The 24,417-nt window shown below is 70.7% G+C and carries 22 protein-coding genes; 5 read left to right on the forward strand and 17 right to left on the reverse strand.

What is annotated here, in order from left to right; all coding sequences use genetic code 11:
- Positions 1-140: 140 nt before the first annotated feature.
- From smc to M2351_RS36075, 3 genes are all read right to left on the reverse strand, one after another.
- Entirely contained in the window at positions 141-3,602 is a 3,462-nt protein-coding gene (smc, locus tag M2351_RS36065) for a chromosome segregation protein SMC (RefSeq protein ID WP_264660799.1), read from the reverse strand.
- A gap of 4 nt (positions 3,603-3,606) precedes the next feature.
- Positions 3,607-4,290, reverse strand: coding sequence for a DsbA family protein (locus tag M2351_RS36070; RefSeq protein WP_264660800.1), 684 nt, complete (start codon positions 4,288-4,290; stop codon positions 3,607-3,609).
- A gap of 91 nt (positions 4,291-4,381) precedes the next feature.
- On the reverse strand, positions 4,382-4,888 hold the full coding sequence (locus M2351_RS36075; protein ID WP_264660801.1) for a DUF721 domain-containing protein: 507 nt from the start codon (positions 4,886-4,888) through the stop codon (positions 4,382-4,384).
- A gap of 143 nt (positions 4,889-5,031) precedes the next feature.
- Between M2351_RS36075 and mutY the strand changes: the two genes are divergently transcribed.
- The 3 genes from mutY to M2351_RS36090 all read left to right on the forward strand — a co-directional run bounded on the left by mutY (position 5,032) and on the right by M2351_RS36090 (position 9,602).
- Positions 5,032-6,102 carry an A/G-specific adenine glycosylase gene (gene mutY, locus M2351_RS36080; protein ID WP_264660802.1) on the forward strand — a complete coding sequence of 357 codons (1,071 nt, stop codon included), beginning with the start codon at positions 5,032-5,034 and terminating at the stop codon, positions 6,100-6,102.
- Between the two features lie 17 nt (positions 6,103-6,119).
- On the forward strand, positions 6,120-6,920 hold the full coding sequence (locus M2351_RS36085) for a DUF1194 domain-containing protein (RefSeq protein ID WP_264660803.1): 801 nt from the start codon (positions 6,120-6,122) through the stop codon (positions 6,918-6,920).
- A 171-nt stretch (positions 6,921-7,091) separates the two neighbouring features.
- Positions 7,092-9,602, forward strand: a complete 2,511-nt coding sequence (locus tag M2351_RS36090) for an ATP-binding protein (protein WP_264660804.1) — start codon at positions 7,092-7,094, stop codon at positions 9,600-9,602.
- 36 nt (positions 9,603-9,638) lie between these two features.
- Here M2351_RS36090 and M2351_RS36095 read toward each other — a convergent pair whose 3' ends face one another.
- The 4 genes from M2351_RS36095 to M2351_RS36110 form a co-directional block, all read right to left on the reverse strand.
- Positions 9,639-10,043 carry a dihydroneopterin aldolase gene (locus M2351_RS36095; RefSeq protein ID WP_264660805.1) on the reverse strand — a complete coding sequence of 135 codons (405 nt, stop codon included), beginning with the start codon at positions 10,041-10,043 and terminating at the stop codon, positions 9,639-9,641.
- A gap of 89 nt (positions 10,044-10,132) precedes the next feature.
- The gene (locus M2351_RS36100; protein ID WP_264660806.1) at positions 10,133-11,221 is read right to left on the reverse strand and encodes a site-specific DNA-methyltransferase; all 1,089 of its coding nucleotides are present in this window, start codon (positions 11,219-11,221) and stop codon (positions 10,133-10,135) included.
- Between the two features lie 92 nt (positions 11,222-11,313).
- Positions 11,314-11,997: a ribonuclease HII gene (locus M2351_RS36105; RefSeq protein ID WP_264660807.1), complete on the reverse strand. Its 684-nt coding sequence runs from the start codon at positions 11,995-11,997 to the stop codon at positions 11,314-11,316.
- A 239-nt stretch (positions 11,998-12,236) separates the two neighbouring features.
- Positions 12,237-12,995 (reverse strand): cyclic nucleotide-binding domain-containing protein, encoded by a 759-nt coding sequence (locus M2351_RS36110; protein WP_264660808.1) that lies wholly within the window; start codon positions 12,993-12,995, stop codon positions 12,237-12,239.
- Between the two features lie 184 nt (positions 12,996-13,179).
- Between M2351_RS36110 and M2351_RS36115 the strand changes: the two genes are divergently transcribed.
- The gene (locus tag M2351_RS36115) at positions 13,180-13,680 is read left to right on the forward strand and encodes a YchJ family protein (protein ID WP_264660809.1); all 501 of its coding nucleotides are present in this window, start codon (positions 13,180-13,182) and stop codon (positions 13,678-13,680) included.
- Between the two features lie 230 nt (positions 13,681-13,910).
- Positions 13,911-14,507 (forward strand): cold-shock protein, encoded by a 597-nt coding sequence (locus tag M2351_RS36120; protein WP_264660810.1) that lies wholly within the window; start codon positions 13,911-13,913, stop codon positions 14,505-14,507.
- 126 nt (positions 14,508-14,633) lie between these two features.
- On the opposite strand, the gene M2351_RS36125 is transcribed toward M2351_RS36120, so the two are convergent.
- From M2351_RS36125 to M2351_RS36170, 10 genes are all read right to left on the reverse strand, one after another.
- A complete protein-coding gene (locus M2351_RS36125) occupies positions 14,634-16,139 on the reverse strand; it encodes a S41 family peptidase (RefSeq protein ID WP_264660811.1) in 1,506 nt (501 codons plus the stop codon).
- Between the two features lie 461 nt (positions 16,140-16,600).
- Entirely contained in the window at positions 16,601-17,323 is a 723-nt protein-coding gene (locus M2351_RS36130) for a sugar transferase (protein WP_264660812.1), read from the reverse strand.
- Positions 17,324-17,487: 164 nt separating this feature from the next.
- Positions 17,488-18,534: a hydrogenase expression/formation protein HypE gene (gene hypE, locus M2351_RS36135; RefSeq protein ID WP_264660813.1), complete on the reverse strand. Its 1,047-nt coding sequence runs from the start codon at positions 18,532-18,534 to the stop codon at positions 17,488-17,490.
- A gap of 12 nt (positions 18,535-18,546) precedes the next feature.
- Complete coding sequence (locus M2351_RS36140) at positions 18,547-18,786, reverse strand: HypC/HybG/HupF family hydrogenase formation chaperone (protein ID WP_264660814.1); 240 nt, start codon at positions 18,784-18,786, stop codon at positions 18,547-18,549.
- 17 nt (positions 18,787-18,803) lie between these two features.
- The gene (locus M2351_RS36145) at positions 18,804-21,158 is read right to left on the reverse strand and encodes a carbamoyltransferase HypF (RefSeq protein ID WP_264660815.1); all 2,355 of its coding nucleotides are present in this window, start codon (positions 21,156-21,158) and stop codon (positions 18,804-18,806) included.
- Entirely contained in the window at positions 21,155-22,087 is a 933-nt protein-coding gene (hypB, locus tag M2351_RS36150) for a hydrogenase nickel incorporation protein HypB (protein ID WP_264660816.1), read from the reverse strand. The genes M2351_RS36145 and hypB overlap by 4 nt, the downstream gene beginning before the upstream one ends.
- A complete protein-coding gene (gene hypA / locus M2351_RS36155; protein WP_264660817.1) occupies positions 22,087-22,428 on the reverse strand; it encodes a hydrogenase maturation nickel metallochaperone HypA in 342 nt (113 codons plus the stop codon). The genes hypB and hypA overlap by 1 nt, the downstream gene beginning before the upstream one ends.
- A 4-nt stretch (positions 22,429-22,432) precedes the next feature.
- Positions 22,433-23,443 (reverse strand): nickel-dependent hydrogenase large subunit, encoded by a 1,011-nt coding sequence (locus tag M2351_RS36160; protein ID WP_264660818.1) that lies wholly within the window; start codon positions 23,441-23,443, stop codon positions 22,433-22,435.
- A gap of 74 nt (positions 23,444-23,517) precedes the next feature.
- Positions 23,518-23,997 carry a [NiFe]-hydrogenase assembly chaperone HybE gene (gene hybE / locus M2351_RS36165; protein WP_264660819.1) on the reverse strand — a complete coding sequence of 160 codons (480 nt, stop codon included), beginning with the start codon at positions 23,995-23,997 and terminating at the stop codon, positions 23,518-23,520.
- Positions 23,997-24,341 carry a HypC/HybG/HupF family hydrogenase formation chaperone gene (locus tag M2351_RS36170; protein WP_264660820.1) on the reverse strand — a complete coding sequence of 115 codons (345 nt, stop codon included), beginning with the start codon at positions 24,339-24,341 and terminating at the stop codon, positions 23,997-23,999. Before M2351_RS36170 ends, hybE begins: the two co-directional genes overlap by 1 nt.
- Positions 24,342-24,417: the final 76 nt, after the last annotated feature.

A 24,417-nucleotide genomic window follows, 5' to 3' on the forward strand; every position in this document is an offset into this window, starting at 1 on the left:
GGCGCGGGGGCTACATCTGAAAGGCGCGCCGATGTTGATCATGGAGGACCCACCAGTTGGCGGGACCCTCACCCGGCGCTTCGCGCCACCCTCTCCCGGGGCGGGAGAGGGGACTTGGTGCGGAGTGTTGTGGGGAGTGTTTACGCCGCGCCCCGCAGCTCCTCGGCGCGCTTCAAATCCACGCTCACCAGCTGCGACACGCCACGTTCGACCATGGTGACACCGAACAGGCGATCGACGCGAGCCATGGTCAGGCGGTGGTGGGTGATGATCAGGAAGCGGGTGTTGCCTTCGCGGGCGATGTCGTCGACGAGGTCGCAGAAGCGGCCGACGTTGGCCTCGTCCAGGGGGGCGTCGACCTCGTCCAGCACGCAGATGGGGGCGGGGTTGGAGCGGAAGACGGCGAAGAGGAGGGAGAGGGCGGTCAGGGCCTGTTCGCCGCCGGACAGCAGGGACAGGACCTGGAGCTTCTTGCCCGGCGGGCTGGCGTAGATTTCCAGGCCGGCCTGCAACGGGTCCTCGGCGTTCACCAGTTCCAGGTGGGCCTTGCCGCCGCCGAACAGGCGGGTGAAGAGGTCCTGGAAGTTGCGGTTCACGCTGTCGAAGGAGGCGATCAGGCGTTCCCGCGCCTCGCGGTTCAGGCTGGCGATGCCCTGGCGCAAGCGGGCGATGGCGCTGATCAGGTCTTCGCGCTCGGTCTGGAGCGCGGTGATCTGCGTTTCCAGTTCGGCGACCTCGATCTCCGCGCGCAGGTTGACGGGCCCCATGTTCTCGCGCTCGCGGGTCAGCTTCTCCAGCCGCGATTCGAGCGCCGTCACGTCCGGCATGGGCTCGTCGGGGGAAAGCTCAGCGGCGGCGCGGGTCTGTTCGGGGCGGCAGTTCAGGCGTTCGGCGATGCGCTCCGTCAAGGACTGGCCGTTCTGAAGCGCGGCGGACACCGCGGCCTCCGCGTGGGCGCGGGCCTCGCGGGCGTCGGCTAGGCCGGATTCGGCCTGCTTCAATGCCTTTTCGGTCTCGGCGAGGCGGGTTTCGGCCTCCGCCAGCACGTCGGCGGCGCGCTTGCGGGCGCGCTCGGCTTCGCTGATGCGGCCGAGCAGGGCTTGGCGGTCGGCCTCGATGGCAGCGGGGCGGCTTTGCAGCTGGGACAGTTCGGATTCGGCGGCCTCGGCGCGTTGCCTCAGCTCGGCGACGCGGCCGCCGGCCCCGGCGGAACGGGTGCCCCAGGAGGCGACGTCCTGCTGGATGGCCGACAGGCGCTGGCGGCGCGACTGTGCCTCGCGGGTCAGGCGGTCGAGCGCATTCTGCCTTTCGGCCAGTACGGTGCGGCGCTCGGCCAGCGTGGCGCGGCGGTCGTTGACGGCGTCGCGGCCCTCGCGCGCGTCGGGCAGGGCGTCCAGAAGCTCGCGGGCCTCCGACAGCTTGGCGTCGGCGTCCTGCTGGTCGGCGGCCAGGCGGTCGATGCCCTCCACCAGGGCGGCGAGTTTCGAGGCGGCGGCGTCGGCCTCGCGGGCCAGCTTGGCGTGGCGGTCGCGCGCAACGGTCACGCCGGCGAAGGCGTCGCGCACCGCGTCGCGGGCGCGGCGGTCGGCCTGGGCGGCCTCCTCCACGACACGGCGGGCGTCGTCCAGCGCCTCGCGGGCGGTATCCAGATGCTCGTCGGCGATGTCCAGCTCGCCGCGCAGTTCGTTCAGACGGTTGCGCTGCTTCAGGCGCACGGCGGCGGCGGTGGGGGCGCCGGCCTGGACAGTCAGCCCGTCCCAGCGCCACGCCCCGCCGTCGCGGCTGACCAGGATCTGGCCGGGGGCGAGGGTGGAGGCGAGGGAGGCGCCGGACGTGGCGTCGGTCACCACGCCGATGTGGGACAGGGCGCGCGCGGCGGCGGCCGGACCCTTGACGCGTTCGGCCAGCAGTTCGGCGCCGGCGGGCAGGGGAGTGGCCTTGTCGTAGGGCGGCAGGTCGCGCCAGTGGACCGGGGCGGCCTCGTCCAGCGGGGCGGTCAGGGCGTCGCCGAGCGCGGCGGCCAGCGCGCCCTCGTAGCCGGAGGCCACCGTGACGGCGTCGACCAGCGGCGGGAACAGGTCGCCGGAGCCGGCGGCCAGCAGTTCGGAAAGGGCCTTTTCCTCAGCCTTCAGCTTGGCGCGGGCCGATTCGGCGGTCTGCACGGCTTCGCGGGCGCGGGCCTGGGCGGGTTCGGCGTCGGACTTGGCGCGCTCGGCCCGCTCGGCGGCGTCGCGGGCCTCCTCCAGGCGCTGTTCGGCCAATTCGACGGCCAGTTCGGATTCCGCCACGTCGGCGCGGGCGGCGATGTCCCGTTCCAGGGATTCGCGCTGGGCCTGCTGCTCGGCGAGGCGCTTGGCGAGGCCGGCGGCCCGCGTTTCAAAATCAGCGACCTGCCGCTGGGTGGCGGCGCGGCGGGCCTCGTCGGCGGCGACCTGCTCGGTCAGGCGGGTCAGCTCGCGGTCGAGGGTGTCGACGGCTTCGCGCGCTTCGGCCAGGGCCTCGCGGGCGGCCTCCTCCAGCATCTCCTCGTCGTCCTGGGCGGCCAGCAGGCGGTCGCGCTCCGCCTCCAGGCGGGCGAGCGCGTCGCCGGCGTCGGCGGCCAGCGCTTCCTCGCGGCCCAGGTCGCCGGCGATCTGCTGGAGGCGGGAAACCAGCGCGCGCTGCTGTTCGGCGACGCGCTTTTCCTCGGCGTCCAGCTGTTCCTTGGCGATGACCAGCCGTTGCAGGCCGGCGGCCGCGGCGGCTTCGGCCTGGCGCTTCTCCGGAAGGCCGGCGGCGTCGTCGGTGCGGCGGGTGGTCAACTGGGTGACGGCCAGCATCAGCTCCCGCACCGCGCCCTCGGCGGTGGCGTGGGCGGCGCGGGCGCGCGACAGCTCGGCCTCGTGCGCGATCCAGCGCAGGTGCCAGAGCACGGCCTCCGCCTTGCGGATTTGTTCGGACACGTTGCGGTAGCGGGCGGCCTGCCGCGCCTGCTTCTTCAGGCTTTGCAGCTGGGTGTCCATCGCCCCGATGACGTCATCGAGGCGCATCAGGTTGGATTCGGCCGCTCTCAGCCGCAGTTCCGCCTCGTGCCGGCGGGAGTGCAGGCCGGTGATGCCCGCCGCCTCCTCCAGCAGCATGCGGCGGTCCTGCGGCTTGGCGTTGATGATCTGGCCGACCTTGCCCTGGCTGACCAACGCCGGGGAGTTGGCGCCGGACGCGTTGTCGGCGAACAGCAGCTGGACGTCGCGGGCGCGCACCAGCTTGCCGTTGATGCGGTAGTCGGAACCGTTGCCGCGCTCGATCCGCCGCGTCACCTCCAGCTCGTCATGCTCGTTGAAGCCGGCGGGGGCGGTGCGCGTGCGGTTGTCGATGAGAAGGGCGACCTCGCCCAGGTTGCGCGCCGGACGGTTGGCCGTGCCGCCGAAGATGACGTCGTCCATGTCGTCGCCGCGCATCTTCTTGGCGGAGGTTTCCCCCATCACCCAGCGCAGCGCCTCCACCAAATTCGACTTGCCGCAGCCGTTCGGGCCGACGATGCCGGTCATGCCGGGCTCGATCACAAGCTCGGTGGCGTCGACGAACGACTTGAAGCCGGACAGGCGGAGGCGCGTGAAGAGCACGGTCTTACTTCAGCAGCTTGTCGATCGCCGCGGCGAAGGTTTCGAACGACTGCGCGCCGCTGATGGTCGCGGCCCCGTCGTTCAGGATGAAGGTCGGGGTGGACTCGACCTTGTGCTTGTCGGCTCCCGTCAGGCGGCTTTGCAGGATGCCGTCGGCCAGCGGCTGGTTCGCCAGGCAGGCGTCGATGGTCGCCTGGCTCATGCCCGCCAGCTTGCCGTACTGGGCCAGCGCCTTGGCCGGGTCGGAGCCGCGGCTCCACTGCGCCTGGCTCTTGAACAGGACGTCGATCAGCGGGTAGTAGCGTTCCGCCGGGGCGCAACGCTCCAGCATGGAGGCGCGCAGCGCCGCCTGGTCGAGCGGGAAGTCGCGGAACACCAGCTTCACCTTGCCGGTGTCGATGTACTTCTCCTTGATCTTGGGCAGGGTTTCCGTGTGGAAGGCGGCGCAATGCGGGCAGGTCATCGACGAATAGTCGAGGATGGTCACCGGCGCGTTCGGGTCGCCCAGCACGCGGTCGGCGAGCAGGTCCGGCAGCGGGGGCAGGGGCGCCGTTTCGGCCACTTGCATGGGGGCTTGAAGGGGCAGGGTCTGCCCGTTGGACGGCCGGGATCCGGCGATGGCGAGCCCGACGATCAGAGCCATTCCGATGCCGAGCAGGGTTAGAATGCCCAAAAGGTTGCGGTTCACTTTGGCCTCATCCCTACCAGATGTTGATATTATACTGAAGACGACCGCTTTGCGGCAAGAGTATGGTCCAGCCTGCGCTTCCCTGCGGGGGTCAGCCCTTTTGCGGCAGTTTCGGGACCGGTCTCGGGCCCGGCTTCGCGGCAGGACGCGCCAGCAGGGAGCGGCCGAAGCGCTCCAGCGTGGCGCGCAGTTCCTCGTCCTCGATGGTGGCGGTGGTGGTCATCACCGACAGCTCCTCGTCCATGGTCAGCGTGCGGGGGCGGACCACCGGCGTGGGCGCGGAGATCGGGGCGGCGTGGATCAGCTTGATCCTCGCCACCGCGCGGTAGCCGAAGAAGCTGTTGATGCGCTCCACAATCTGCGGTTCCAGGTGCTGAAGCTCAAGCGCGATGGCGCCCATGGCGCGGATGTGCAGCACCGCGTCCTCGCGCTTGCCGCGCGGGAAGCTCAGCTTGTCGGGGGCGGTGCGCAGGCTCAGCTGGTGGCCGACGATGGACGGCCAATCGTTGATCAGCGCCCCGAAGGCCAGCCCGCGCTTGCCCAGCGCCTTGCCGGCCACCTCCGGTACGGCCTGGCCGATGCGTCTTGGTCCGTTCATGGCGGTCCGTTCATGATGGCTGTCTTGTCTCGCTGGTGCCCTGTCTCACGCGTCAGCCGCACCCTAGCGCAGCCGTCCGGGGAGCGCCAGCACCCCACCGGAGGCTTTCTTGTGGCGGACAAAATGCCTATGTGTTGGGGGCCATGATCAGCGACACCCGCCCCGACCCCCGTCTTGCCGCCGAGCGGCTTCTCACCTGGTACGACCACCACCGCCGCGACCTGCCCTGGCGATCTCGGCCGGGGGAGGAGGCCGACCCCTACCGGGTCTGGTTGTCGGAGATCATGCTCCAGCAGACCACGGTGCCGGCCGCCGCCCCCTACTTCCGGAACTTCACGGAGCGCTGGCCGACGGTGCATGACTTGGCGGCGGCGCCGCTGGACGACGTGCTGGTCGCCTGGGCGGGGCTCGGCTACTACGCGCGGGCGCGCAACCTGTACAAATGCGCGCAGGTCGTGGCGACGGAGATGGACGGACGCTTCCCGGACACGGAGGCGGAACTGCTGGAACTGCCGGGGATCGGCGCCTACACCGCCGCGGCGATCACCTCCATCGCCTTCGGGCGCAAGGCCACGGTGGTGGACGGCAACGTGGAGCGCGTGATCGCGCGCGTCTTCTCGGTGGAGGAGCCGCTGCCCAACGTCAAGCCGAAGCTGAAGGCGCTGGCCGCGACGCTGACCCCGGATTTCCGGCCCGGCGACTATGCCCAGGCGATGATGGACCTGGGCGCCACGGTCTGCACGCCGCGCAAGCCGAAATGCATGCTCTGCCCCTGGTCGGAGTGGTGCGCGGCGCGGGCGGCCGGCATCCAGGAGGAGCTTCCGCGCAAGGCCGCCAAGGCGGACAAGCCGACCCGGCGCGGCGTCGCCTACTGGCTGCTGAACCCGGAGGGCGCCGTCCTGCTGCGCCGGCGGGCGGAGCAGGGGCTGCTCGGCGGCATGACGGAGGTGCCCTCCACCGCTTGGACCACGGCGGCGCCGATTGAGGCCGCCGTGGTGGAACAGGCGCCGCTGGACGCCGGCTGGCGCCGGCTGCCGGGCGTGGTCCGCCATACTTTCAGCCATTTTCACCTGGAACTTGAGGTCGTCGCCGCGAAGGCGGGCGACGGCTGGCGGCGTGCGGAGGGCCTGTGGGTCCCGGTCGACCGGCTGGGCGGGCAGGCGCTTCCCTCCGTCATGATGAAGGTGGTGCGCCACGCGCTTGCCCACGCTTGAGATGTGGGGCATGAGGCATGGCGAATGGGTGGAGCATGGTGCGGCGGGCGTTCCTGGTTTTCCTGACGGTGCTCCTGGTGGGGGCGCCGGCCGTGGCGGCCGAGTCGAAGGCGCCAGCGACGGCAAAGGAGAAGGCGCCGGCCGTGCGGCAGGTGTCGCTGGAACTGGTGCTGGCGGTGGACGGATCGGCCTCCATCACCGATGGGGATCTCGACTTCCAGCTCCAGGGCCACGCCGCGGCCTTGCTCGACCCTGCGCTGGCCGACGCGGTGTCGGCGGGCGGGGTGGCGGCGACGCTGGTCGTCTTCTCCGGCCCGCACAGCCTGAAGGTGCTGGTGCCCTGGACGATCCTGACCAGCGGCGAGGACGCCAAGGCCTTCTCACACAAGATCGCCGCGGCACCGCGCGGGCTCCAGGCCGACAGCACCGCGCTGGGCAGCGCCATCGACGACTCGGCCCGCCTGTTCGACGGCAATGGGATCGAGGCGCCGCGCAAGGTCATCGACCTCGTCTCCAACGGATTCTCCAACAGCGGCCCGGACCCGGTGGAGGCGCGCAACCGCGCGGAAAGGCGCGGGATCACCATCAACGCGCTGGCGATCCTCGATGAATTTCCGTGGCTTGAAGAGTATTACCGGGAAAACGTGATCGCCGGTCCCAATTGCTTCGTCAAGACGGCCATGGACCGCGATAGCTTTGTTGAAGCGTTGCGCCAAAAATTGATCCAGGAGATTGCGTCGCTGCCGCCGAAACAGCCGGCAATGCGGGGTGAAACATTGGGTCAAGCGTTCCCGGTTATCACGGCCGGCAACTATTGACCGGGCCGCCGCCTGCGGTGCTAAGCCGCTGGCCTTTGAATTAAAATCGTCTGGTGACCGGGCGCGAGCGGCGCTAAGTTACTCAGGCGTGCAGTCGCCAGCTCGTGAACATCCTCGGGTATGCAATTCCCGGAGCCGGCGCCCACCTGCGCGAGCGTCTGGGAAACGGGCATGCAGGATCGGGTGTCGGCGGGGCTGGCGGACATTGCCGTGGCGGACATCGCCGCGGCGGCTGGTATCGATACCGGCGGCTTGGACGCCGGCGGCGGGCGTCCCGCGGCCGCGCGGCCGACCATCGAGGACCAGCGCACCGGCCAGCGTTCCGACCAGCGCTCCGGACGCACCCGCAAGCCGCGCCTGCAGGGCGTCGCCATCGCCTTCATCGGCGCCGTCGCGCTGGTGCTCGCCACCCTGACCGCGGTGGTTGGGGCGGCCTTCCTCGGCATCGTCGGCATCGCGGAGGAGGCGCGCAATGCCACCGTCCCGCGCATCGGCGCCCAGCACCAGAACGCCATGACCGCCGCTCAGCTCAGCCGGTTGGCCGAGGTGATCCTGAACAGCCGCGACCGCGCCCGCCGCGCCGCCGCCCTGGAAGAGGCGGAGGCGCTGGCCAGCCAGTTCGCCCTGGTGGTGGACGTCTCCGTCCTCGACAAGCTGGACCGCGCGGTGAACGCCGTGCGGCGGAGCAACCACCGCGCCGACCTGATCGACGCCCTGTCGGCCAGCATCCGCGAGACCCTGGCGCAGGTGGACGACGCGCTGGCGGTGGCCACTTCGCTGCTGGCAGAGCCGGACAAGGCCGTGCAGGACTACGCCTTCCTCAGCAACCTGTACCACCTGCGCCGGCTGTACGGCGAGGCGGTGGCAGCCGACACGGCGGAGGCGCTGGCCCAGACGGACGGCGACATCGTGGCGCTGCTGCGCACCCAGCGGGCCATGCTCGGCGGCCTGTCCGTCGCCAGCCGGCCGGCGGGGGAGGGCGATCAGCCGCAACGGCTCGCCGCGGTGCTGGACCGCTTTGCGGCGGCGCGTTCGCTGGCCGACCTGCATCGCGGCCGGCTGACCGTGCAGGCGCAAGTCCGGCAGGACAGCGACCTCGCCTACCGGCAACTCCGGCAACTGGCGGAAAGCCTGTCCAGCGACGCCGCCGCCACCACGCTGGGCATGGCGGAGCGCATCGTCGACTATGGCCGCCGCGGCCTGTGGAGCAGCGTCGCCGGCATCGCCGCGACCATCCTGCTGCTGGGCACCGTGGCGGTCCTGCTGCGCCGGCACGTGGTGAAGCCGGTGCTGCGGGTCAGCGATTCGCTGAACGTGCTTCAGGAGGATCCGCAGCCGGTGTCGCTGCCGCCCGCGTCGCTGGAGGAGTTCGACCGCATCGGCCGGGCGGTGGAGCGCTTCGCCGACGTGATGGTCACCCTGCACACGCAGACCGCCGCGCTGAAGTCCAGCGAGGGGCGGCTCAGCACCATCCTGCAAAGCTCGCCCTTTCCGATCGTCATCGCGCGCCGCGCCGACGGGCGCATCCTGTTCGCCAACGCGCCGACCACCGATCTGCTGGAATTGCCGTCCGCCGACGCGCTGGGCCGTGCGGTGCCGGACTTCGTGGAGGATGCCATCGACTGGCGGTCCTTCGCCGACGACGTGTTCCGCCGCGGACGGCTGACCGATTTCGAGACCCGGCTGAGGACGGCGGACGCCCGCCCCTTCTGGGGCGTCCTGTCGGCCATGGCGATGGATTACGAGGGCGAGGAGGCGATGTTCCTGGCGCTCCACGACATCTCCGCCCGCAAATACGCGGAGAACGCGCTGGTCACCGCCAAGGACCAGGCGGAGCGCGCGCTCCACGACCTGCAGCGCACGCAGAAAAGCCTCGTCCAGGCGGAAAAGCTGGCCTCGCTGGGCGCACTGGTGGCCGGAGTCGCGCACGAGATCAACACGCCCGTCGGCATCGGCGTCACCGCCGCTTCCTACCTCGGCGAACTGACGCGCCAGTTCAAGCGCACGGTCACCGACGGGGGCGTGCGCCGCCGCGACCTGGACGACTTCGTCGACCGGATCGAGGAGGCCGCCTCCATGATCCTCGCCAACCTGGAGCGCGCCTGCACGCTGGTGCAGAGCTTCAAACAGGTGGCCGTCGACCAGACATCGGAAGCGCGGCGTCCCTTCGACCTGCGCGGCTATTTGGAAGGGGTGCTGGGCAGCCTCGCCCCGCAGTTGAAGCGCACGCCGCACCGCGTCACGCTCGACTGCCCGGACGGCATCACCATGGACAGCTACCCGGGCGCCCTGTCGCAGGTGGTGTCGAACCTCGTCATCAACGCGCTGGTGCACGCCTTCCGTCCGGACGCGCCCGGCCTGATCACCATCACCGTCCGCCGCGACGGGGCCGCGGGCGTGGTGGTGGACTTCACCGACGACGGCCGGGGGATCCCGCCGGAAAACCTGGAACGGATCTTCGAGCCCTTCTTCACGACCCGCCGCACCGAGGGCGGCAGTGGGCTGGGGCTGCACATCGTCTACAACATCGTGGTCGGCACGCTGGGCGGCCGCATCGCCGTGGCGTCCCAGCCGGGGGACGGCTGCCGCTTCACCATCGGCCTGCCACTGACCGCCGCCCCCATGGCCCAGCCGGCCGTCGCCGCGGGACGCGTGGACGCGCCGCAGGCGGAACTGGCGTAAGCCCCCTCTCCCAGCGGGGCTGGGGGAGGAGGGCTGTTACGCCCGTGACCGCTCGATCTCGACGCCGACGCTGGCGGCGTCGGGGAAGACGTCCAGCTTTTCCACCCGCACCCGCGCGGTGCCGACGCGGTCGTCTTCCAGGCAGCGGTCGGCGATGCGTTCGGCCAGCGTTTCGATCAGGGTGACGTGACCCTGGCTGACCAGAGCCTTCACCACCGCGGCCATATCCTCGCCGGTCACGCCGGGGGCGGCGAGGTCCAGCTCCAGGTTCAGGCGGATCCGCTGCGACTTGATCCGTTCATGGGCATAAACGCCGATCAAAGCGTCCATGACGAGATCGCGCACGAAACAACGGGTGGACGTCGTCTGGGCCGGGCGTGGCGCCGGTGCGGTGGCCGGTGCGGTGGCCGGTGCGGTGATGGTGGCGAAGAGCTTGTTCATGGCGCACACGCGTATCACGCCGCCACGAGCCTGCCAAGGCGTCGCGGCGGCGTTTCCCGGTGGTCTCCCCTGCTGATAAGGAAGGGCGGCTATGGCGCCGGGGCTTCGGAGCGGATGCGCTCGCGCAGCACGTCGATGGGGCGCAGGTCGTCGCCGTCCTCGTAATGCCAGAAGGTCCAGCCGTTGCAGGCCGGCAGGCCGGCCATGGCCGCACCCACCTGGTGGATGGAGCCGCGGTGGTCGCCGCGCGCGTTGGAGCCGACCAGCGTGCCGTCGGCGCGCACCAGCGCGCGGTTGAGGCGCCGCTGGTCGAACAGCGAGGTGCCCGGGCGCAGCAGGCCGCGCTCCACCACCCAGCCGAAGGGGATGCGTGGGGCGGAACGCTTGGGCGGCGTGTCGAGCACCGACGGATCCGGTGCCTCCTCCACCGCGTCGATGCGGGCCTGGGCGGCCTTCACGTAGGTGTCGTCACGCTCCAGACCGATCCAATTGCGGCCAAGCCGCTTGGCCACCGCGCCGGTGGTGCCGGTGCCGAAGAAGGGATCCAGCACCGTGTCGCCCGGTCGCGAGGAGGACAGCAGCACCCGGTACAGCAGCGATTCCGGCTTTTGCGTCGGGTGGGTCTTCCGCCCGTCCTCGTCGCGCAGCCGCTCCCCACCGCTGCAGATCGGCAGCAGCCAGTCGCTGCGCATCTGGAGGTCGTCGTTCAGCGCCTTCATGGCGTCGTAATTGAAGCGGTAGCGCGCGTCCTTCTCGCGCGAGGCCCAAATCATGGTCTCATGCGCGTTGGCGAAGCGCGTGCCGCGGAAGTTCGGCATCGGGTTGGTCTTGCGCCAGATGATGTCGTTCAGAATCCAGAAGCCCAGATTCTGCAAGGTGGCGCCGACGCGGAAGATGTTGTGGTAGCTGCCGATCACCCACAACGATCCCTCGGGTTTCAGGATGCGGCGCGCGGCGGCCAGCCAGTCGCGGGTGAAGCGGTCGTAAGTCTCGAAATCCTCGAACTTGTCCCAGTCCTCTTCCACTCCATCGACCTTGGAATGGTTCGGACGCAAGAGTTCACCCCCCAATTGGAGGTTATAAGGCGGATCTGCAAAGACAAGATCGACCGATTCGGCCGGCAATTCATTCATTAGGGCGATGCAATCGCCCACCAGAATTTTGTTCAGGGGGAGCATTGACGCAAACCAACAGCAGCGACTCACTCGCTTGGACAATGATTCGCCGCCGAGTCGCCGTCAACTGGTTTCTTACCCCGGAATCCCGGCGCTCAGTCCGCCAGCGCTTTTTGCGCGCGCACTGGTGCAAAACTGACTCGGTGGTGCGCCGTGACACCGTGCTGGCGCAGGGCGTCCAGATGCTCCGGCGTGGGATAGCCGGCGTTGCGCTCCCAGCCGTACTGCGGGTGCAGGGCGGCCAGCCGGGCCATCTCGCGGTCGCGCGCCACCTTGGCGACGATGGAGGCGGCGGCGATGGACTGGCTGCGCCCGTCGCCCTTGACGATAGCCTCGGCCAGGCAGGGCAGGGCGGGCTTGAACTTGCCGTCGATCAGCGCGACGGCCGGCGCCTCCCCCGGCAGTGCGGCGTAAGCGCGGGCCATGGCGAGCAGCGTCGCCTTGTGGATGTTCAGGTCGTCGATCTCCGCGGCGCTGGCCTCGGCGAGCGCCACAGCCAGGGCGTGGGCGCGGATTTCCGGCTCCAGTTCCTCGCGGACGCGCTGGCTCAGCGCCTTGCTGTCGTTGATCGCGCGGGCGACGTGCGCCGGCAGCCCGTCGGGCGGCAGGACCACGGCGGCGGCGACCACCGGACCGGCCAGCGGCCCGCGCCCGACCTCGTCGATGCCGCAGACGAGCCGCCCCTGGCCGAGCGCCAACTCGAAGGACAGGTCGGGCTGCGGGCGCGGCGCCTTGCTGTCTTTGGTGGCGCGGGTTGGCTTGGGGCTGGTCGTCGTCATGGTCGCATCTCGGCAAGGGGGCGCGCAGGATAGCCGCGGGGACGGCCGGCGGGCAATCGCCTGAGGTTGTTTGGGTCGCGTCGTCGGGGGCACCAAGGAACGCGGATTGCGCGGATTTAGGCACGGATTTCATGGATCAGGCCTGTCCGAAGGGCCGCTGTGTCGCAGTCGGGCGCGCTGAACCGGGCGGTTCCGTGAAATCCGTGTCGAATGTTGCCCGCGGCTCCCGCGCGTCGCGTTCAGCCGCCGCCGTCCGTCGGCCCGCCCGGCATGCGACCGCTCGCCAGCTGGTCGATGTAGATGCGGGTCAGCGACCGCAGGATCGGCGGCATGGCGGCCACCGCCTTCACGAACTGGTCCTTGCGGATGACTTCGCAGACGGTCGCCTCCAGCGCCACGGCCGCCGCGGCGCGCGGTCGGCCGGTGAGCAGCGCCAGATCCCCGAAGATGCGGCCGGGGCCGAGCACGGCGATCTGTGCCCCGTCGCGCCGGATGCCGACCAATCCCGATTGGATCAGATAGGCGGCGGTCCCCTCATCGCCCTGCTGGAAGAAGGAATGCCCAACGCGGAACATCCGCCGGTCCATGACGGTGGTGTGGGAGGTCGAGGAGCGGATGTCGGTGCCGCCCTCCCGCCGTTCCGGCTGCGGCAGCCCGTATGTGCGGCGAATGGCCGCGATCAGGCTTTCCAGCAGATAGGAGGCGAGCGGCGGGCATTTGCACAGCAGTGTCCGGAACGTCTCGCGCGACAACTCGACGGCGGTCACGTCGCTGGTCGCGCGGACGGTGGCGCTGCGCGCGCCGTCGTCGATCAGCGCCATCTCGCCCACCACGGCGTTGGCACCGACCGTGCCCAGGCAGCGCTGCTCCTCCGGGCCGTCCAGCAGGATGTCCAGCGTCCCGGCCTCGACCAGCCAGGCGCGATCGCCTCGGTCGCCCTGGCGCATCAGCACGGTGCCGACGGGAATCCGTCGGCGCGGCAAGGTGGCGTCGGTCATGGCCCTGGTCTGTGCAGTCCGTCCACTGTTCCGCGCATTCTAGCCGAATTGCCCCAACCGCTGGATGGCTTTTTGCCGGAACCGCGCGCGACGCCCGCATCAGGCATTGGTCTTGGCGGACGGCGGCGGCTGCGCTATGCATGGCGCCCTTGACGACGAGAGGCGACGACGAGAGGCCCGACCGATGACCGACAGCACCACGAACGAATGCCCCTGCCGTTCCGGGAAGGCGCTGGACGCCTGCTGCGGCCCCTACCTCGACGGCACGGCTGCGGCGCCGACGGCCGAGGCGCTGATGCGCTCGCGCTACTCGGCCTTCGCCACCGGCAAGATCGACTATCTCCAGGAAACCCTGCTGCCGGAAACGCGCGAGGACTTCCACCGCAAGGAGATTGAGTCCTGGGCCAAGAGCAGCCAGTGGACCGGGCTTGAGGTCCGCTCGACCGAGGCCGGCGGCGCGGACGACGAGGAGGGCGTGGTCGAGTTCGTCGCCAACTTCGTCACCAACGGAAAGCCGCAGAAGCATCACGAGACCAGCCGCTTCACCAAGCGCGACGGCCGCTGGTACTACGTCGACGGCGTCCTGGGCGCCCGCCCGCGCAGCGGCCCCAAGGTCGGCCGCAACGATCCGTGCCCCTGCGGCAGCGGCAAGAAGTACAAGAAGTGCTGCGGCGCGAACGCCTGAATTCGGTGCTGAACCCGGGGGCGGAACCGCGGGCATGCGCCGATTTTCGAGGCAATTGAGACATTTTGGGTCGCCCGGCGTCTCCGGGCGGCCCTGAGCGTGTTTTTTGGCGGTTTGTCCCCGCCCTGGGCGCGCATCTCAATTGAAAAGCCGGGCCGAACCGATCATCTTCGAACCGCCGCGCCCCGTTTGCTGGGTTGCGGCCGATCACGAAAGATGAGACCACACGTATGTTCGACCGTCCGCAGCGCAACAGCTTCCGCGCTCCTGAGATCACCCAGCGCAATGTCCGCGCCACCGTCAAGTGGTTCAACGCCACCAAGGGCTTCGGCTTCGTCACGCCCGAGGATGGTTCGCCGGACGCCTTCCTGCATTCCACCGTCCTGCAGCTTCTTGGTCACGACAGCCTGCCCGAGGGTGCGACCATCACCTGCGACCTGTCGCGCGGCCCGAAGGGCCCGCAGGTCGCCACGATCGCGGACGTCGACCTGTCGACGGCCAGCGCCTCCCCGGCCCGCTCCTCCTCCCGTCCGCCGCGCGGCGACAGCTACGGCGGCGGTTATGGCGGCGGCGGCTTTGGTGGCGGCGGTTACGGCAACGATTTCGGCGGCGGCGCCGAGGAGACGGTCGACGGCACCGTGAAGTGGTTCAACACCTCCAAGGGCTTCGGCTTCATCGCCCCGGCCTCCGGCGGCAAGGACATCTTCATTCACATCCGCGCCCTGGAGCGCTCGGGCCTGGACGTGCTCGCCGACGGCGAGCAGGTGCGGGTGACCGTCCGCCAGGGCGTCAAGGGTCCGGAAGCGCAGCGCGTCGAAGTGGTCTGACGTCGAACGGTCCCGTTGCGGCGGAAAGGGGCGGACCCTTTCCACTGCGGCCGACCGAAGGTCCTGAAAAGAAAAGCCCTCCGCTCACGTCGAGCGGAGGGCTTTTTCGTAGGATTGGTGTGCTGGTTACGGCCGGCCGGCCAGCGTGCCCATCAGGCGGGTGCGGATGGCGGCGACGGCGCATTCCAGCGGGCGGTCGGAGTCCGGCTTCGGCGGGACGGCGGCCACGTCGGGGCACAGCTCCTCCATCTTCCATGCACGCGGCGGGGACGGGGGCGTGGCGTTCGGGTCGCAGGTCGCCGGATCGGGGTGCGTTTCCTCGCTGTTGTCGTTGGCCGGCTTGATCTCCAGGTTCGGCGTCACGCCGAAGCAGTCGACCAGCCCGCCCGACGGGCGGAAGTAGCGCGCGGTGGTCAGGCGGATGCCGATGTCGCCGGTCAGCGACGAAATGGTCTGCACCGACCCCTTGCCATAGCTGCGCGTGCCGAACAGCAGGGCGCGGCTGTGGTCCTGGAGCGCGCCGGCGACGATCTCCGACGCGGAGGCCGATCCGCTGTTGATCAGCAGGACGATGGGCAGGCCGGCCATCAGGTCGCCGGGCGTGCCGGTGTAGCGCCGGTTCTCGTCCGGGTCGCGGCCGCGCACGGAGACGATGTCCACCGCCTCCAGGAAGCGGTCGGCGACGTTCACCGCCTGGTCGAGCAGGCCGCCCGGGTTGTTGCGCAGGTCCAGCACCGCGCCGGCCAGATGCCCGTTGGCCTGCCGGCGCAGGTCGTCCACCGCGTCGTCGAGCGCGTGGGAGGTCTGCTGGTTGAATGCCGCGATGCGGATGTAGGCCACGTCGCCCTCCAGCCGGTAGCGCACGGGCTGGATCTTCACGACGGCGCGGGTCAGCGACACGCGGAACGGGGCAGCGTCGCCGCTGCCACCGTTGCTGCCGCCATTTCCGCCGGCGTTGCCACCGCCATTCCCCGCATTGGCCGCCACCGTCCCGCCGCCGTTGCGGCGCATGGTCAGGGCCACGGAGGTGCCCACCGGACCGCGCATGCGGGCGACCGCGTCGCGCAGGTTCATGCCCTTCACCTGCGCGTCGTCGATCTTGGCGATCAGGTCGCCGGTGCGCAGGCCGGCACGGGCGGCCGGGGAGCCGTCGATGGGCGACACGACGCGGATCAGCCCGCTGTCGTCGTCCATCGTCACCTCGATGCCCAGACCGCCGAACTCGCCCTGCGTCTGCTCCCGCATGTAGCGGAAATGCTCGGAGTCGAGGAAGCTGGAATAGGGGTCGAGCGACGACAGCATGGAGTCCAGCGCCGCCTCGGTCAGTACGCGGTCGGTGGCCGCCGGCTCCTCTTTCTTCTTCTTCTGGAGGCCGGCGACGGCCTTGTCCACCAGCGTCTGGGGGGCGGCCGGCTTCACATGCTCCGCCAGCACGCGGCGCATCACGTCGGCGAACAGGATGTAGTTGCGGTCGGTCGTGGACGGCGCGGCGGCCGTGCCCTTGACCTTGGCGAACTCCTGCCGGTACCGCTCCAGCGCGACGCTGGTGTCGGCGCGGGACGACGGCGCCACCGCGCAAGCGGGTCCAACAGCCGCCACGAGCAGCAACAGCGCCACCAGCAGTTTCGCCATCCTGCGCCCCTCTCGACAGGCCGGCCCGGCCGGCGGATAAACTGACATCGAGCCTACTACACGCTTCATTATACCAGGGGTTTCACGCGCCGGAAGATCATGGGGCCATATCCTGAAGTCTGGGGTCCTGACGTTGAGTCCTGAACTTGGGTCTTCCAGGCCAATGGGCATGTCCTTCCGGTCCGCGAGGGACGGCCCATAAGGCCAGTCCCTTCGGGCGTCATGGTGCAACCGAGCACGGCGCGCAAGCAATCCCAAAAATTTGCCCAGCCGGATCACGGGGCGGCCACCGGTCCAACCGGTGCCGGCGAAACATTTTTCCCAAGACCGTTCGCCCGAGAATTATTCGCATGAGAACGAATATGAGGAGCCCGCGGTGTCGCGGCCATCCTCCGGGCGGGGGAGGGAGCGGGCGCCGAGATTCTAGCCCGGAATGGGCACCCGTTCGCGCCGGGCCGCCTTCAATAGGCGCCCTTGCCGCTGACCATCACGCCGACCGTGCGCAGCAGGATCCGGATGTCGCCCCACAGGGTCCAGCCCAGAAGATAGGCGGTGTCGAGCTGGACCCGGCGCCCATAGTCGACGTCGTTGCGCCCGCTGACCTGCCACAGGCCGGTAAGGCCCGGACGGCAGCGCATGTAGAAGGGGAAGCAGACGTGGTAACGCGCGACCTCCTCGTCCACGATGGGACGGGGGCCGACGAGGCTCATGTCGCCGGTCAGCACATTCACGAGCTGCGGCAGCTCGTCCAGGCTGGTCCGCCGCAGGAAACGGCCGACCCAGGTGATGCGCGGGTCGTTGCGCAGCTTGCGCGTCGCGGCCCATTCGGCGCGGGCCTCCGCGCTGCTGGCCATCAGCCGTTCGAACACGGCGGGCGCGTCCACGACCATGGAACGGAACTTCCAGCAGGTGAAGTCGCGGCCGTCCGCGCCGACTCGCCGGTGCCCGAACACGACCGGCCCGCCGTCCATGACGATCAGCAGCGCCACGAGCAGCATCAGCGGCCCGAACAGGACGAGAAGGCCGAGGGCACCAACCACGTCGAAGGCGCGTTTCACCCGGTTGCGGTGCAGCGGTTCGGTGGCCGGAAGCCTGGCCACCAGCTCCGCGGCCGAGGCGGCCCCAGCAAGGTCGCCCGGCTCAAGCGGAGCGGCCCCCAACTGGATGGACTGCGGAATTCCCATTGACCCCCTCGTTCAAGCAAGCGTGCAAACAAATGCGTCACCCGGCGGAGGCAACGCGTGGCGACACGTTCGGGGTCCGCCGGGCGGGCCGCGGCGGGGCGGATCCGTCGCGGTACACCCCGCAGCGGGGGCTGGGCGGGAAGAGGCAACCCTTATGGTGCGGGTCAACAAATCCGGGGGAGTTGCTCGCCGGACAGCCAGTCGACGATCCGCTTGCCGCCGAAGCGGGTCTGCATCTGGACGAAGCGGTGCGCGTCGTCCACCACCGTCCCGATTGCCGCGGACTCGGCGCCCAGCGGGTGGGCGCGCATGACGGCCCGCAGGCGGTCGGCGTCCTCCGTGGCGCAGATGGCGATCAGCTTGCCCTCGTTGGCGACGTAGAGCGGGTCGAGCCCCAGCAGCTCGCAGGCGGCGGCGACCTCGCTCCGCATCGGGATGTCGGCCTCGCGCAGCAGCATTCCCACGCCCGACTGGTGGGCAATCTCGTTCAGCGTGGTGGCCAGCCCGCCGCGCGTCGGGTGGCGCAGGACATGGACGTCCGGCACCGCCGCAACCATCGCGGCGACGAGTCCGTGCAGCGCCGCGCTGTCGGAGCGGATCGCCGTCTCGAAACTCAGGTTCTCGCGCGTGGACATGATGGCGACGCCGTGGTCGCCCATGGTGCCGCTGACCAGCACCACGTCGCCCGGCCGCGCCCGGTCGCCCGACGGCGCCACCCCCGGCGGCACCACGCCGATCCCGGTGGTGGTGATGAAGACGCCGTCACCCTTGCCGCGCTCCACCACCTTGGTGTCGCCGGTGACGATGGACACGCCGGCCTCACGCGCGGCGGCGGCCATGCTGTCGACCAGCCGCTTCAGGTCGGACAGGGGGAAACCTTCCTCCAGAATGAAGCCGGCGGTGAGGTAGAGCGGCACCGCCCCGGCCATGGCGACGTCGTTCACCGTGCCGTGCACCGCCAGTGAGCCGATGTCGCCGCCGGGAAAGAACAGCGGCGCCACGACGAAGCCGTCGGTCGTCACCACCATCCGCCCAACCGGGGCGTCGAAGGCCGCCTGGTCGTTGCCCTGGTCGAGCAGCGGGTTGGCGAAGGCGGCGGCGAACAGCTCCCGCACCAGCTGGGCCATGGCCTTCCCGCCCGACCCGTGGCTCATGTCCACGGCCCCGGTCGCGAGGTCGAGCTTGCGGGTGAAGAGGCGGCGGTCGGTCATGGCGGCTTCCGGTCAGGCAACGGTTTCGGTGGAAGAAATGGCGCCGGCCTCAGCCAGCAGGGCGAGGGTGCGTTCGGCCTCCGCCGGGTCGAGCTTGTTCAGCGCGTAGCCGACATGGACGATGACGTAGTCGCCGACCTCGACCCCCTCGACCAGCGAAAGGGAGCAGGCGACCTTCACCCCGCCCAGGCTGACCGTGGCGCGGTCGTCGTCCAGCAGTTCCACGACGCGGGCGGGCACAGCGAGGCACATCGTTTCCCAACCTTCCCCTACATCAGCGTTTGCGCGGCGACCCAGGCTTGGCCGAGGCTGAGGCCGCCGTCGTTGGCGGGCGCGCGGCGGGGCAGCAGGGCGGTGATCCCGCGCGTTGCGAAGCCCGCCGCCAGCCCGTCGGCCAGCACCGCGTTCATCAGGCAGCCGCCCGACAGCGCGATCCGGTCGAGGTTCCGCGCCGCCAGTTCGGGCATCGCCCAGTCCAGCAGCGCTTCCACCAGCGTGCCATGGAAGCGGTCCGCACCCTCCTGCGCATTGATCTGCAACAAGCTTTCCAACAGAGGCGTGAGGTCGAGGACGCCGTCGGCGATCCGCCAGCCGCCCGCCAGGACGGTGGGGCTGCGGACCAGCGATTCCAGGACCATGGGCGCCTCGCCCTCGAAGCCGGCAACCGCGCGCACGCCCAGCAGTCCACAGGCGGCGTCGAACCAGCGCCCGCAGGACGTGGTTGGCGGCGCGTTGAACCCGGTCTCGATCAGGCGCCGGACACCGTCGGCCGGGCCGCAGTGCCGGAAGCGCTCGGTGATCTCGTCGCCGCGCCCCATGCGGGCGAGCGCCGCCGCCCCCATGCGCCAGGGCTGGCGCGCGGCCACGTCGCCGCCCGGCTGGGCGAGCGGGGTGAGGTGGCCGATGCGTTCGAACCGCGCCCCATCGACCAGCAGCATCTCCCCACCCCAGGAGCCGCCGTCCGCCCCCAGCCCGAACCCATCGAGCGCCAGACCCAGCACCGGGCCCGTGACGCCGTGCTCGGCCAGCACCGCGGCGACGTGGGCGTGGTGGTGCTGCACCGGCACGGTGGGCAGGCCGAGGGACTCGGCGAAGCGCGTGCTTTGGAAATCGGGGTGCAGGTCGTGGGCGACGGCGACCGGCTCCACCTCCAGGATGGCGCGCAGGTGGGCGACGGTCTCGTCCAGGAAGGCCAGCGTGGCGGCGTTGTCGAGGTCGCCGATGTGCTGGCTGAGGAAGGCCTCGGCACCGCGGGTCAGGCAGACGGTCGTCTTCAGGTGCCCGCCGACGGCCAGCACGGGGGGTACGGCGCGGGGCAGGCGGATCGGGACCGGCACATGCCCGCGCCCGCGGCGCAGGAAGGCCGGCGCGCCGGCCACCACGCGCATCACGCTGTCGTCGGCGCGGACGAGGATGTCGCGGTTGTGGTCGACGATCAAGGCGGCGATGCCGGTCAGGCGGTCCCGCGCTTCGGCGTTGTCGATGACCAGCGGCTCCCCGCCGGGGTTGGCGGAGGTCATGACGAGCGTCAGGTCCTGCGGCTCCTCCAGCCACGCCGTGCCCTCCGGGCGGCCGGCGGCCTCGTGGAACAGCAGGTACTGGATCGGCGTGCAGGGCAGCATGACGCCGATCCAGGCGAGGTCGGGGGCGATGGAGTGGGGGAGGGTTGGGGGGAGTGCGGCGGCCGGTTGCCCCCACCCTAACCCTCCCCCGCTGGGCGGGGGAGGGAACTCCGCCGCTTCGCGAACAGGCCCTCCCCCGCCCAGCGGGGGAGGGGGGGACCCGTGAAGCGGGAGGGTGGGGGTAAAACGCCGCCGCAGCAGCACGATGGGCCGCGCCACTCCCTCCAGCAGCGCGCGCGCCGCGGCACCCACCTCGGCGAGGCGTTCGGCTGAGGCGGCGTTGGCGACCATCAGGGCGAAGGGCTTGCCGTTGCGTTGCTTGCGCTCGCGCAGCTGCGCCACGACCTCCGCGTTGAAGGCGTCGCAAGCGAGGTGGAAGCCACCCAGCCCCTTGATGGCGACGATTTTGCCGGCCTTCAGCGCCGCGAGGATGTCCTCGATGGAATGCGACAGGCGCGGGCCGCAGTCCGGGCAGGCGGTCGGCTGGGCGTGGAAGCGGCGGTCGGCCGGGTCGACGTATTCGGCCGCACAGGCGGGGCAGAGGGGGAAACCGGCCATCGAGGTGTTCGGCCGGTCGTAGGGCAGGCGCCGCGTGATGGTGAAGCGCGGGCCGCAGTGGGTGCAGGTCAGGAACGGGTAGCGGTAACGGCGGTCGCGCGCGTCGAACAGTTCGGCGAGGCAGGACGGGCAGACAGCGGCGTCGGCGGAGACTCCGGTGGTCACCGCCCCACTGCGCGAGGGAAGGATGACGAAGCCGGTCTCGGCCGGTTGGACGGGGACGTCCGCCGCCTCCACCGCGTCGACGCGGGCGAGCGGCGGGGCCTCCGTCTCCAGTGCTTCGAGAAACGCGCCGGGCGCGTCTCCCTGCAGTTCCGCCAGCACGCCCTCGCCGTCGTTCAGGACCCAGCCGGTCAGGGCGAAGCGATGGGCCAGCGCGTGGACGAAGGGGCGAAAGCCCACCCCCTGGACCTGCCCGCGGACCCGGACGCGAACCCGTTTCACCGGCGTGCGCTGGCCTTGTCCAGACCGTCCTCGATCCAGGCGTACCACTCCTCCAGCCCCTGGCCGCCGGTGGCGGAGACCTCGATGACGCGCAGACCCGGCTTCAGCCGGCGGGCGTAGTCGATCATGCGTGCCACGTCGAAGGTCAGGTACGGCAGCAGGTCGACCTTGTTGACCAGCAGCAGGTCGGCAGCGGCGAACATGGCCGGGTATTTCAGCGGCTTGTCCTCTCCCTCCGTCACCGACAGGACGACGACCTTGTGCGCCTCGCCCAGGTCGAAGCCGGCTGGGCAGACGAGGTTGCCGACATTCTCGATGAACAGGACGCTGTCGTCCTCGATGCCCAAACGGCCGACCGCCTGGGTCACCATCTGGGCGTCCAGATGGCAGCCCTTGCCGGTGTTGACCTGGATGGCCGGCGTGCCGGTGGCGCGGATGCGGTCGGCGTCGAAGCTGGTCTGCTGGTCGCCCTCGATCACCGCCATGGGGAAGCGGCCCTTCAGGTCGGTCAGCGTCCGGGTCAGCAGGGTCGTCTTGCCCGACCCGGGGCTGGACATCAGGTTCAGCACGAACACGCCCTTGGCCGCGAACAGCTGTCGGTTCACTGCGGCGAAACCGTCGTTCTTGGCCAGGATGTCCTGCTCGATGGTCACCAGCCGCGCCTGCGAGAGGCCCGGCACCTCCGTCCCGGCCGGGCCGCGGCTGAGGTCGATGGTGCCGTGGTCGTGGCCGTGGTCATGCCCGTGCTCATGCCCGTGATCGTGGTGATGGTGCCCGTGGGTGTGGCGGTAGACCTTGCCGTCCGGGCCGACATGTTCGTGCCCGTGGTCATGATCGTGATCGTGATCGTGATGATGGTGATGATGGCCGTGGGCGTGGCCGGATTCGAGTTTGGTTTCGCCCTCGGCGCAGCCGCAGACCGTGCACATCACTCCACCTCCAGTTCCTTGACGCGCAATTCCTCGCCGCCGGTGACGACGAGCTGGTGCCCCCCGCAATGCGGGCAGGGATCGGACCGCTCGGCGAGCGGGACCGGCTTTTCGCAGCCCAGGCAGAAGGCCTCCCCGGGCGGGCGCTCGATCTCAAGCGCGGCACCCTCGGCGACCGTGCCGCGGCTGACCGCGTCGAAACCGAAGGCGATCGCGTCCGGTTCGACATGGGACAGGGCGCCGATGACCAGCCGGACGGTCTTCACCCGCGTGAAGCCCTGCGCGGCGGACTGGTCGCGGATCACGTCGATGATGCCCTGGCTGAGCGCCAGCTCGTGCATGGGGTCAGTCCTTCCGCTCGATGACGATGGTGCTGGCGACACAGGGGTCGAGCGCCGCCACCAGCATCCCGGCGCGCTCCTCCAGCCCGGCGTCCGCGACCGCCCCGACCAGCCCGCGGGCCAGCGGACCATCGGCGGCGAAGTTCCATTCGGTGGGCGCGGAGATGCGGTAGTCGGCGATGCGCCCGCCGTCCAACCGCACCCAGTGCGTCAGCCGCCCCCGCGCCGTTTCCACCGCCCCGGCGCCGTGTCCGGGGCCGCCGGCTTCTCGGCCGGGATCGGCGGGTTCCAGGCCGGCAGCAAGCTCCGCCATGCGGGCCGGCAGGGCGGCGATCTCCACCAGCCGGGCGGCGAGGTGCGCGGCGACGCCGGCGCCATGCCGAACCAACAGCGCGGCAACCAGCGGGTGCGCCTGCTGCCGGGCCAGGGGACCGGTGGGAGCCGCGGCGTCCACGGCGCCGAAGCCGGCGAGGTCCGGCGCCAGCGCGCGGCGCATCAGGCGGGCCGCGGGGGTGGCCCCCTCCGCGGCCCAGCTGTCGAGGTCGGCCAAGTTGGCCAAGATGGGGCTGACGGGGGCGGGGCCGGCGAACACGGCGTCCAGCAGCGGCCCGGACAGGCGGGAGAGTGCGGCGTCGAGCATGGCGCGGTCCGGGCGCAGGCTGCCGCCGCCGACACGCCGCCCGTCGCGCGCCGGGTACAGCGCCGCCGGAATCGCTGCGGTGGCATGGCGCAGCGTGGCCAGGGCCTGTGGCTGCGGGCACTCGCCCAACCGCGCCGGCCAGCCCATCAGAACCTGCCAGGCGTGGTTGTCCAGCGTCTCCGCCGCGACCAGCAGGGCGCGGGCGTCGCCGTGAGGGGAGGCGTCGACCCCCAGCGCCGCTTCCAGCGCCTGCGCGGCGGCCAGAGCCTGGGCGGTGCCGCACAGGCTGAACAGAAGCGGGATGAGCGCCTGGGCCTCGTCCGGCGTTCGCCCGACCAGCGCGCGGGCGGCGGCCGGGCGGGCGATGGTCACCATCGCAGCATCCACCCGCCCGCCGGCCACTGTCAGGCGGACGGAAACCGATCCTTCCAGACCTCCGGGCGCGGGGCTCACCGGCGTCCGCCGCGGAACAGGGTGCGGCGGGACAGGGCCGGCGTTTCCGGCTTCGCGGCGGGCGTTTCCGGGACCGGCGCGGGTGTCGGCGCCTTCAGAAGCGTGTCGAGGGCGAGGCTTGCTGCGGCGCGGGCCTCCTCCTGGCTCGACAGGACGTTCATGGCGGACACCAGCGGGATCACCAGAAGCGTGCCCAGGCCGTCCATGCGCGCGGCGGTGAAGCGGTAGGCGCCCGACGGCAGGGCGACCTCCGTCTTGTCGCCGTCCAGCAGCGCGGCCCAGGCCGCCGGGTCGCGCGGGATCAGCACGGCGTTGAGGAACCAGGGCGCGATCACGCAGCCGAGCCAGCCCGGCCCCTGTTCGCGGAAGCCCACGGCCTCCACCGACAGGGCGGCGTTGCAGATCGGCACGTCGGCCATGTCGCGCGCGCCGATCGCGCGGTAGGCGTCCACCAGGGCGGCGATGCGGGATTCCATCAGTCCCTGGTCCCGGACGGGGCGGCGAGGTCGGCAAACAGGTGGTCGACGTTTTCACCGCGGGCGGCCAGCAGGATGGCGTCCAGCGCGTCGTTCAGCGGCTTGACCTCCTCCTCCTCCAGCGCGCGGACGGCGTTGCCGAGGTGCACGAGCAGCCAGCCGCCGGGCGGCACCTCCTCGATCAGCATGACGTTGACGCGCCGCTCCTCCCCCCGGCCGGCGCACAGCGCGGTGAAGCCGTCGGTCTCAAGGACCTGCATCGGGATGCCGAGACACATGCGCGCGTCCTGTTTGTGTTCGTCCGGCATCTTGACCGGGGGGCGCACGCGCACATTGATGTGCATCAAAGATACGGTTCCCAAACGGTTTCCCTGCGGACGGATGTTTCCAAACGGTGTCGGTCTGGTAGAGTGGCGGTCG

This window comes from Azospirillum canadense (assembly GCF_025961225.1).
In the GTDB taxonomy this organism is placed as follows: domain Bacteria; phylum Pseudomonadota; class Alphaproteobacteria; order Azospirillales; family Azospirillaceae; genus Azospirillum; species Azospirillum canadense.

What these genes read in the sequence shown, in the direction of transcription:
- M2351_RS36100 (WP_264660806.1), bottom strand. Translation starts at nt 11,221, where the DNA reads ATGCTCCCCCTGAACAAAATTCTGGTGGGCGATTGCATCGCCCTAATG.
- M2351_RS36115 (WP_264660809.1), top strand. Translation starts at nt 13,180, where the DNA reads ATGACCGACAGCACCACGAACGAATGCCCCTGCCGTTCCGGGAAGGCG.
- hypB (WP_264660816.1), bottom strand. Translation starts at nt 22,087, where the DNA reads ATGTGCACGGTCTGCGGCTGCGCCGAGGGCGAAACCAAACTCGAATCC.
- hypA (WP_264660817.1), bottom strand. Translation starts at nt 22,428, where the DNA reads ATGCACGAGCTGGCGCTCAGCCAGGGCATCATCGACGTGATCCGCGAC.
- M2351_RS36125 (WP_264660811.1), bottom strand. Translation starts at nt 16,139, where the DNA reads ATGGCGAAACTGCTGGTGGCGCTGTTGCTGCTCGTGGCGGCTGTTGGA.
- M2351_RS36110 (WP_264660808.1), bottom strand. Translation starts at nt 12,995, where the DNA reads ATGACCGACGCCACCTTGCCGCGCCGACGGATTCCCGTCGGCACCGTG.
- M2351_RS36075 (WP_264660801.1), bottom strand. Translation starts at nt 4,888, where the DNA reads ATGAACGGACCAAGACGCATCGGCCAGGCCGTACCGGAGGTGGCCGGC.
- mutY (WP_264660802.1), top strand. Translation starts at nt 5,032, where the DNA reads ATGATCAGCGACACCCGCCCCGACCCCCGTCTTGCCGCCGAGCGGCTT.
- M2351_RS36090 (WP_264660804.1), top strand. Translation starts at nt 7,092, where the DNA reads ATGCAGGATCGGGTGTCGGCGGGGCTGGCGGACATTGCCGTGGCGGAC.
- M2351_RS36140 (WP_264660814.1), bottom strand. Translation starts at nt 18,786, where the DNA reads ATGTGCCTCGCTGTGCCCGCCCGCGTCGTGGAACTGCTGGACGACGAC.
- hypE (WP_264660813.1), bottom strand. Translation starts at nt 18,534, where the DNA reads ATGACCGACCGCCGCCTCTTCACCCGCAAGCTCGACCTCGCGACCGGG.
- hybE (WP_264660819.1), bottom strand. Translation starts at nt 23,997, where the DNA reads ATGGAATCCCGCATCGCCGCCCTGGTGGACGCCTACCGCGCGATCGGC.
- M2351_RS36095 (WP_264660805.1), bottom strand. Translation starts at nt 10,043, where the DNA reads ATGAACAAGCTCTTCGCCACCATCACCGCACCGGCCACCGCACCGGCC.
- M2351_RS36170 (WP_264660820.1), bottom strand. Translation starts at nt 24,341, where the DNA reads ATGCACATCAATGTGCGCGTGCGCCCCCCGGTCAAGATGCCGGACGAA.
- M2351_RS36120 (WP_264660810.1), top strand. Translation starts at nt 13,911, where the DNA reads ATGTTCGACCGTCCGCAGCGCAACAGCTTCCGCGCTCCTGAGATCACC.
- M2351_RS36130 (WP_264660812.1), bottom strand. Translation starts at nt 17,323, where the DNA reads ATGGGAATTCCGCAGTCCATCCAGTTGGGGGCCGCTCCGCTTGAGCCG.
- M2351_RS36105 (WP_264660807.1), bottom strand. Translation starts at nt 11,997, where the DNA reads ATGACGACGACCAGCCCCAAGCCAACCCGCGCCACCAAAGACAGCAAG.
- M2351_RS36085 (WP_264660803.1), top strand. Translation starts at nt 6,120, where the DNA reads ATGGCGAATGGGTGGAGCATGGTGCGGCGGGCGTTCCTGGTTTTCCTG.
- M2351_RS36160 (WP_264660818.1), bottom strand. Translation starts at nt 23,443, where the DNA reads ATGGTGACCATCGCCCGCCCGGCCGCCGCCCGCGCGCTGGTCGGGCGA.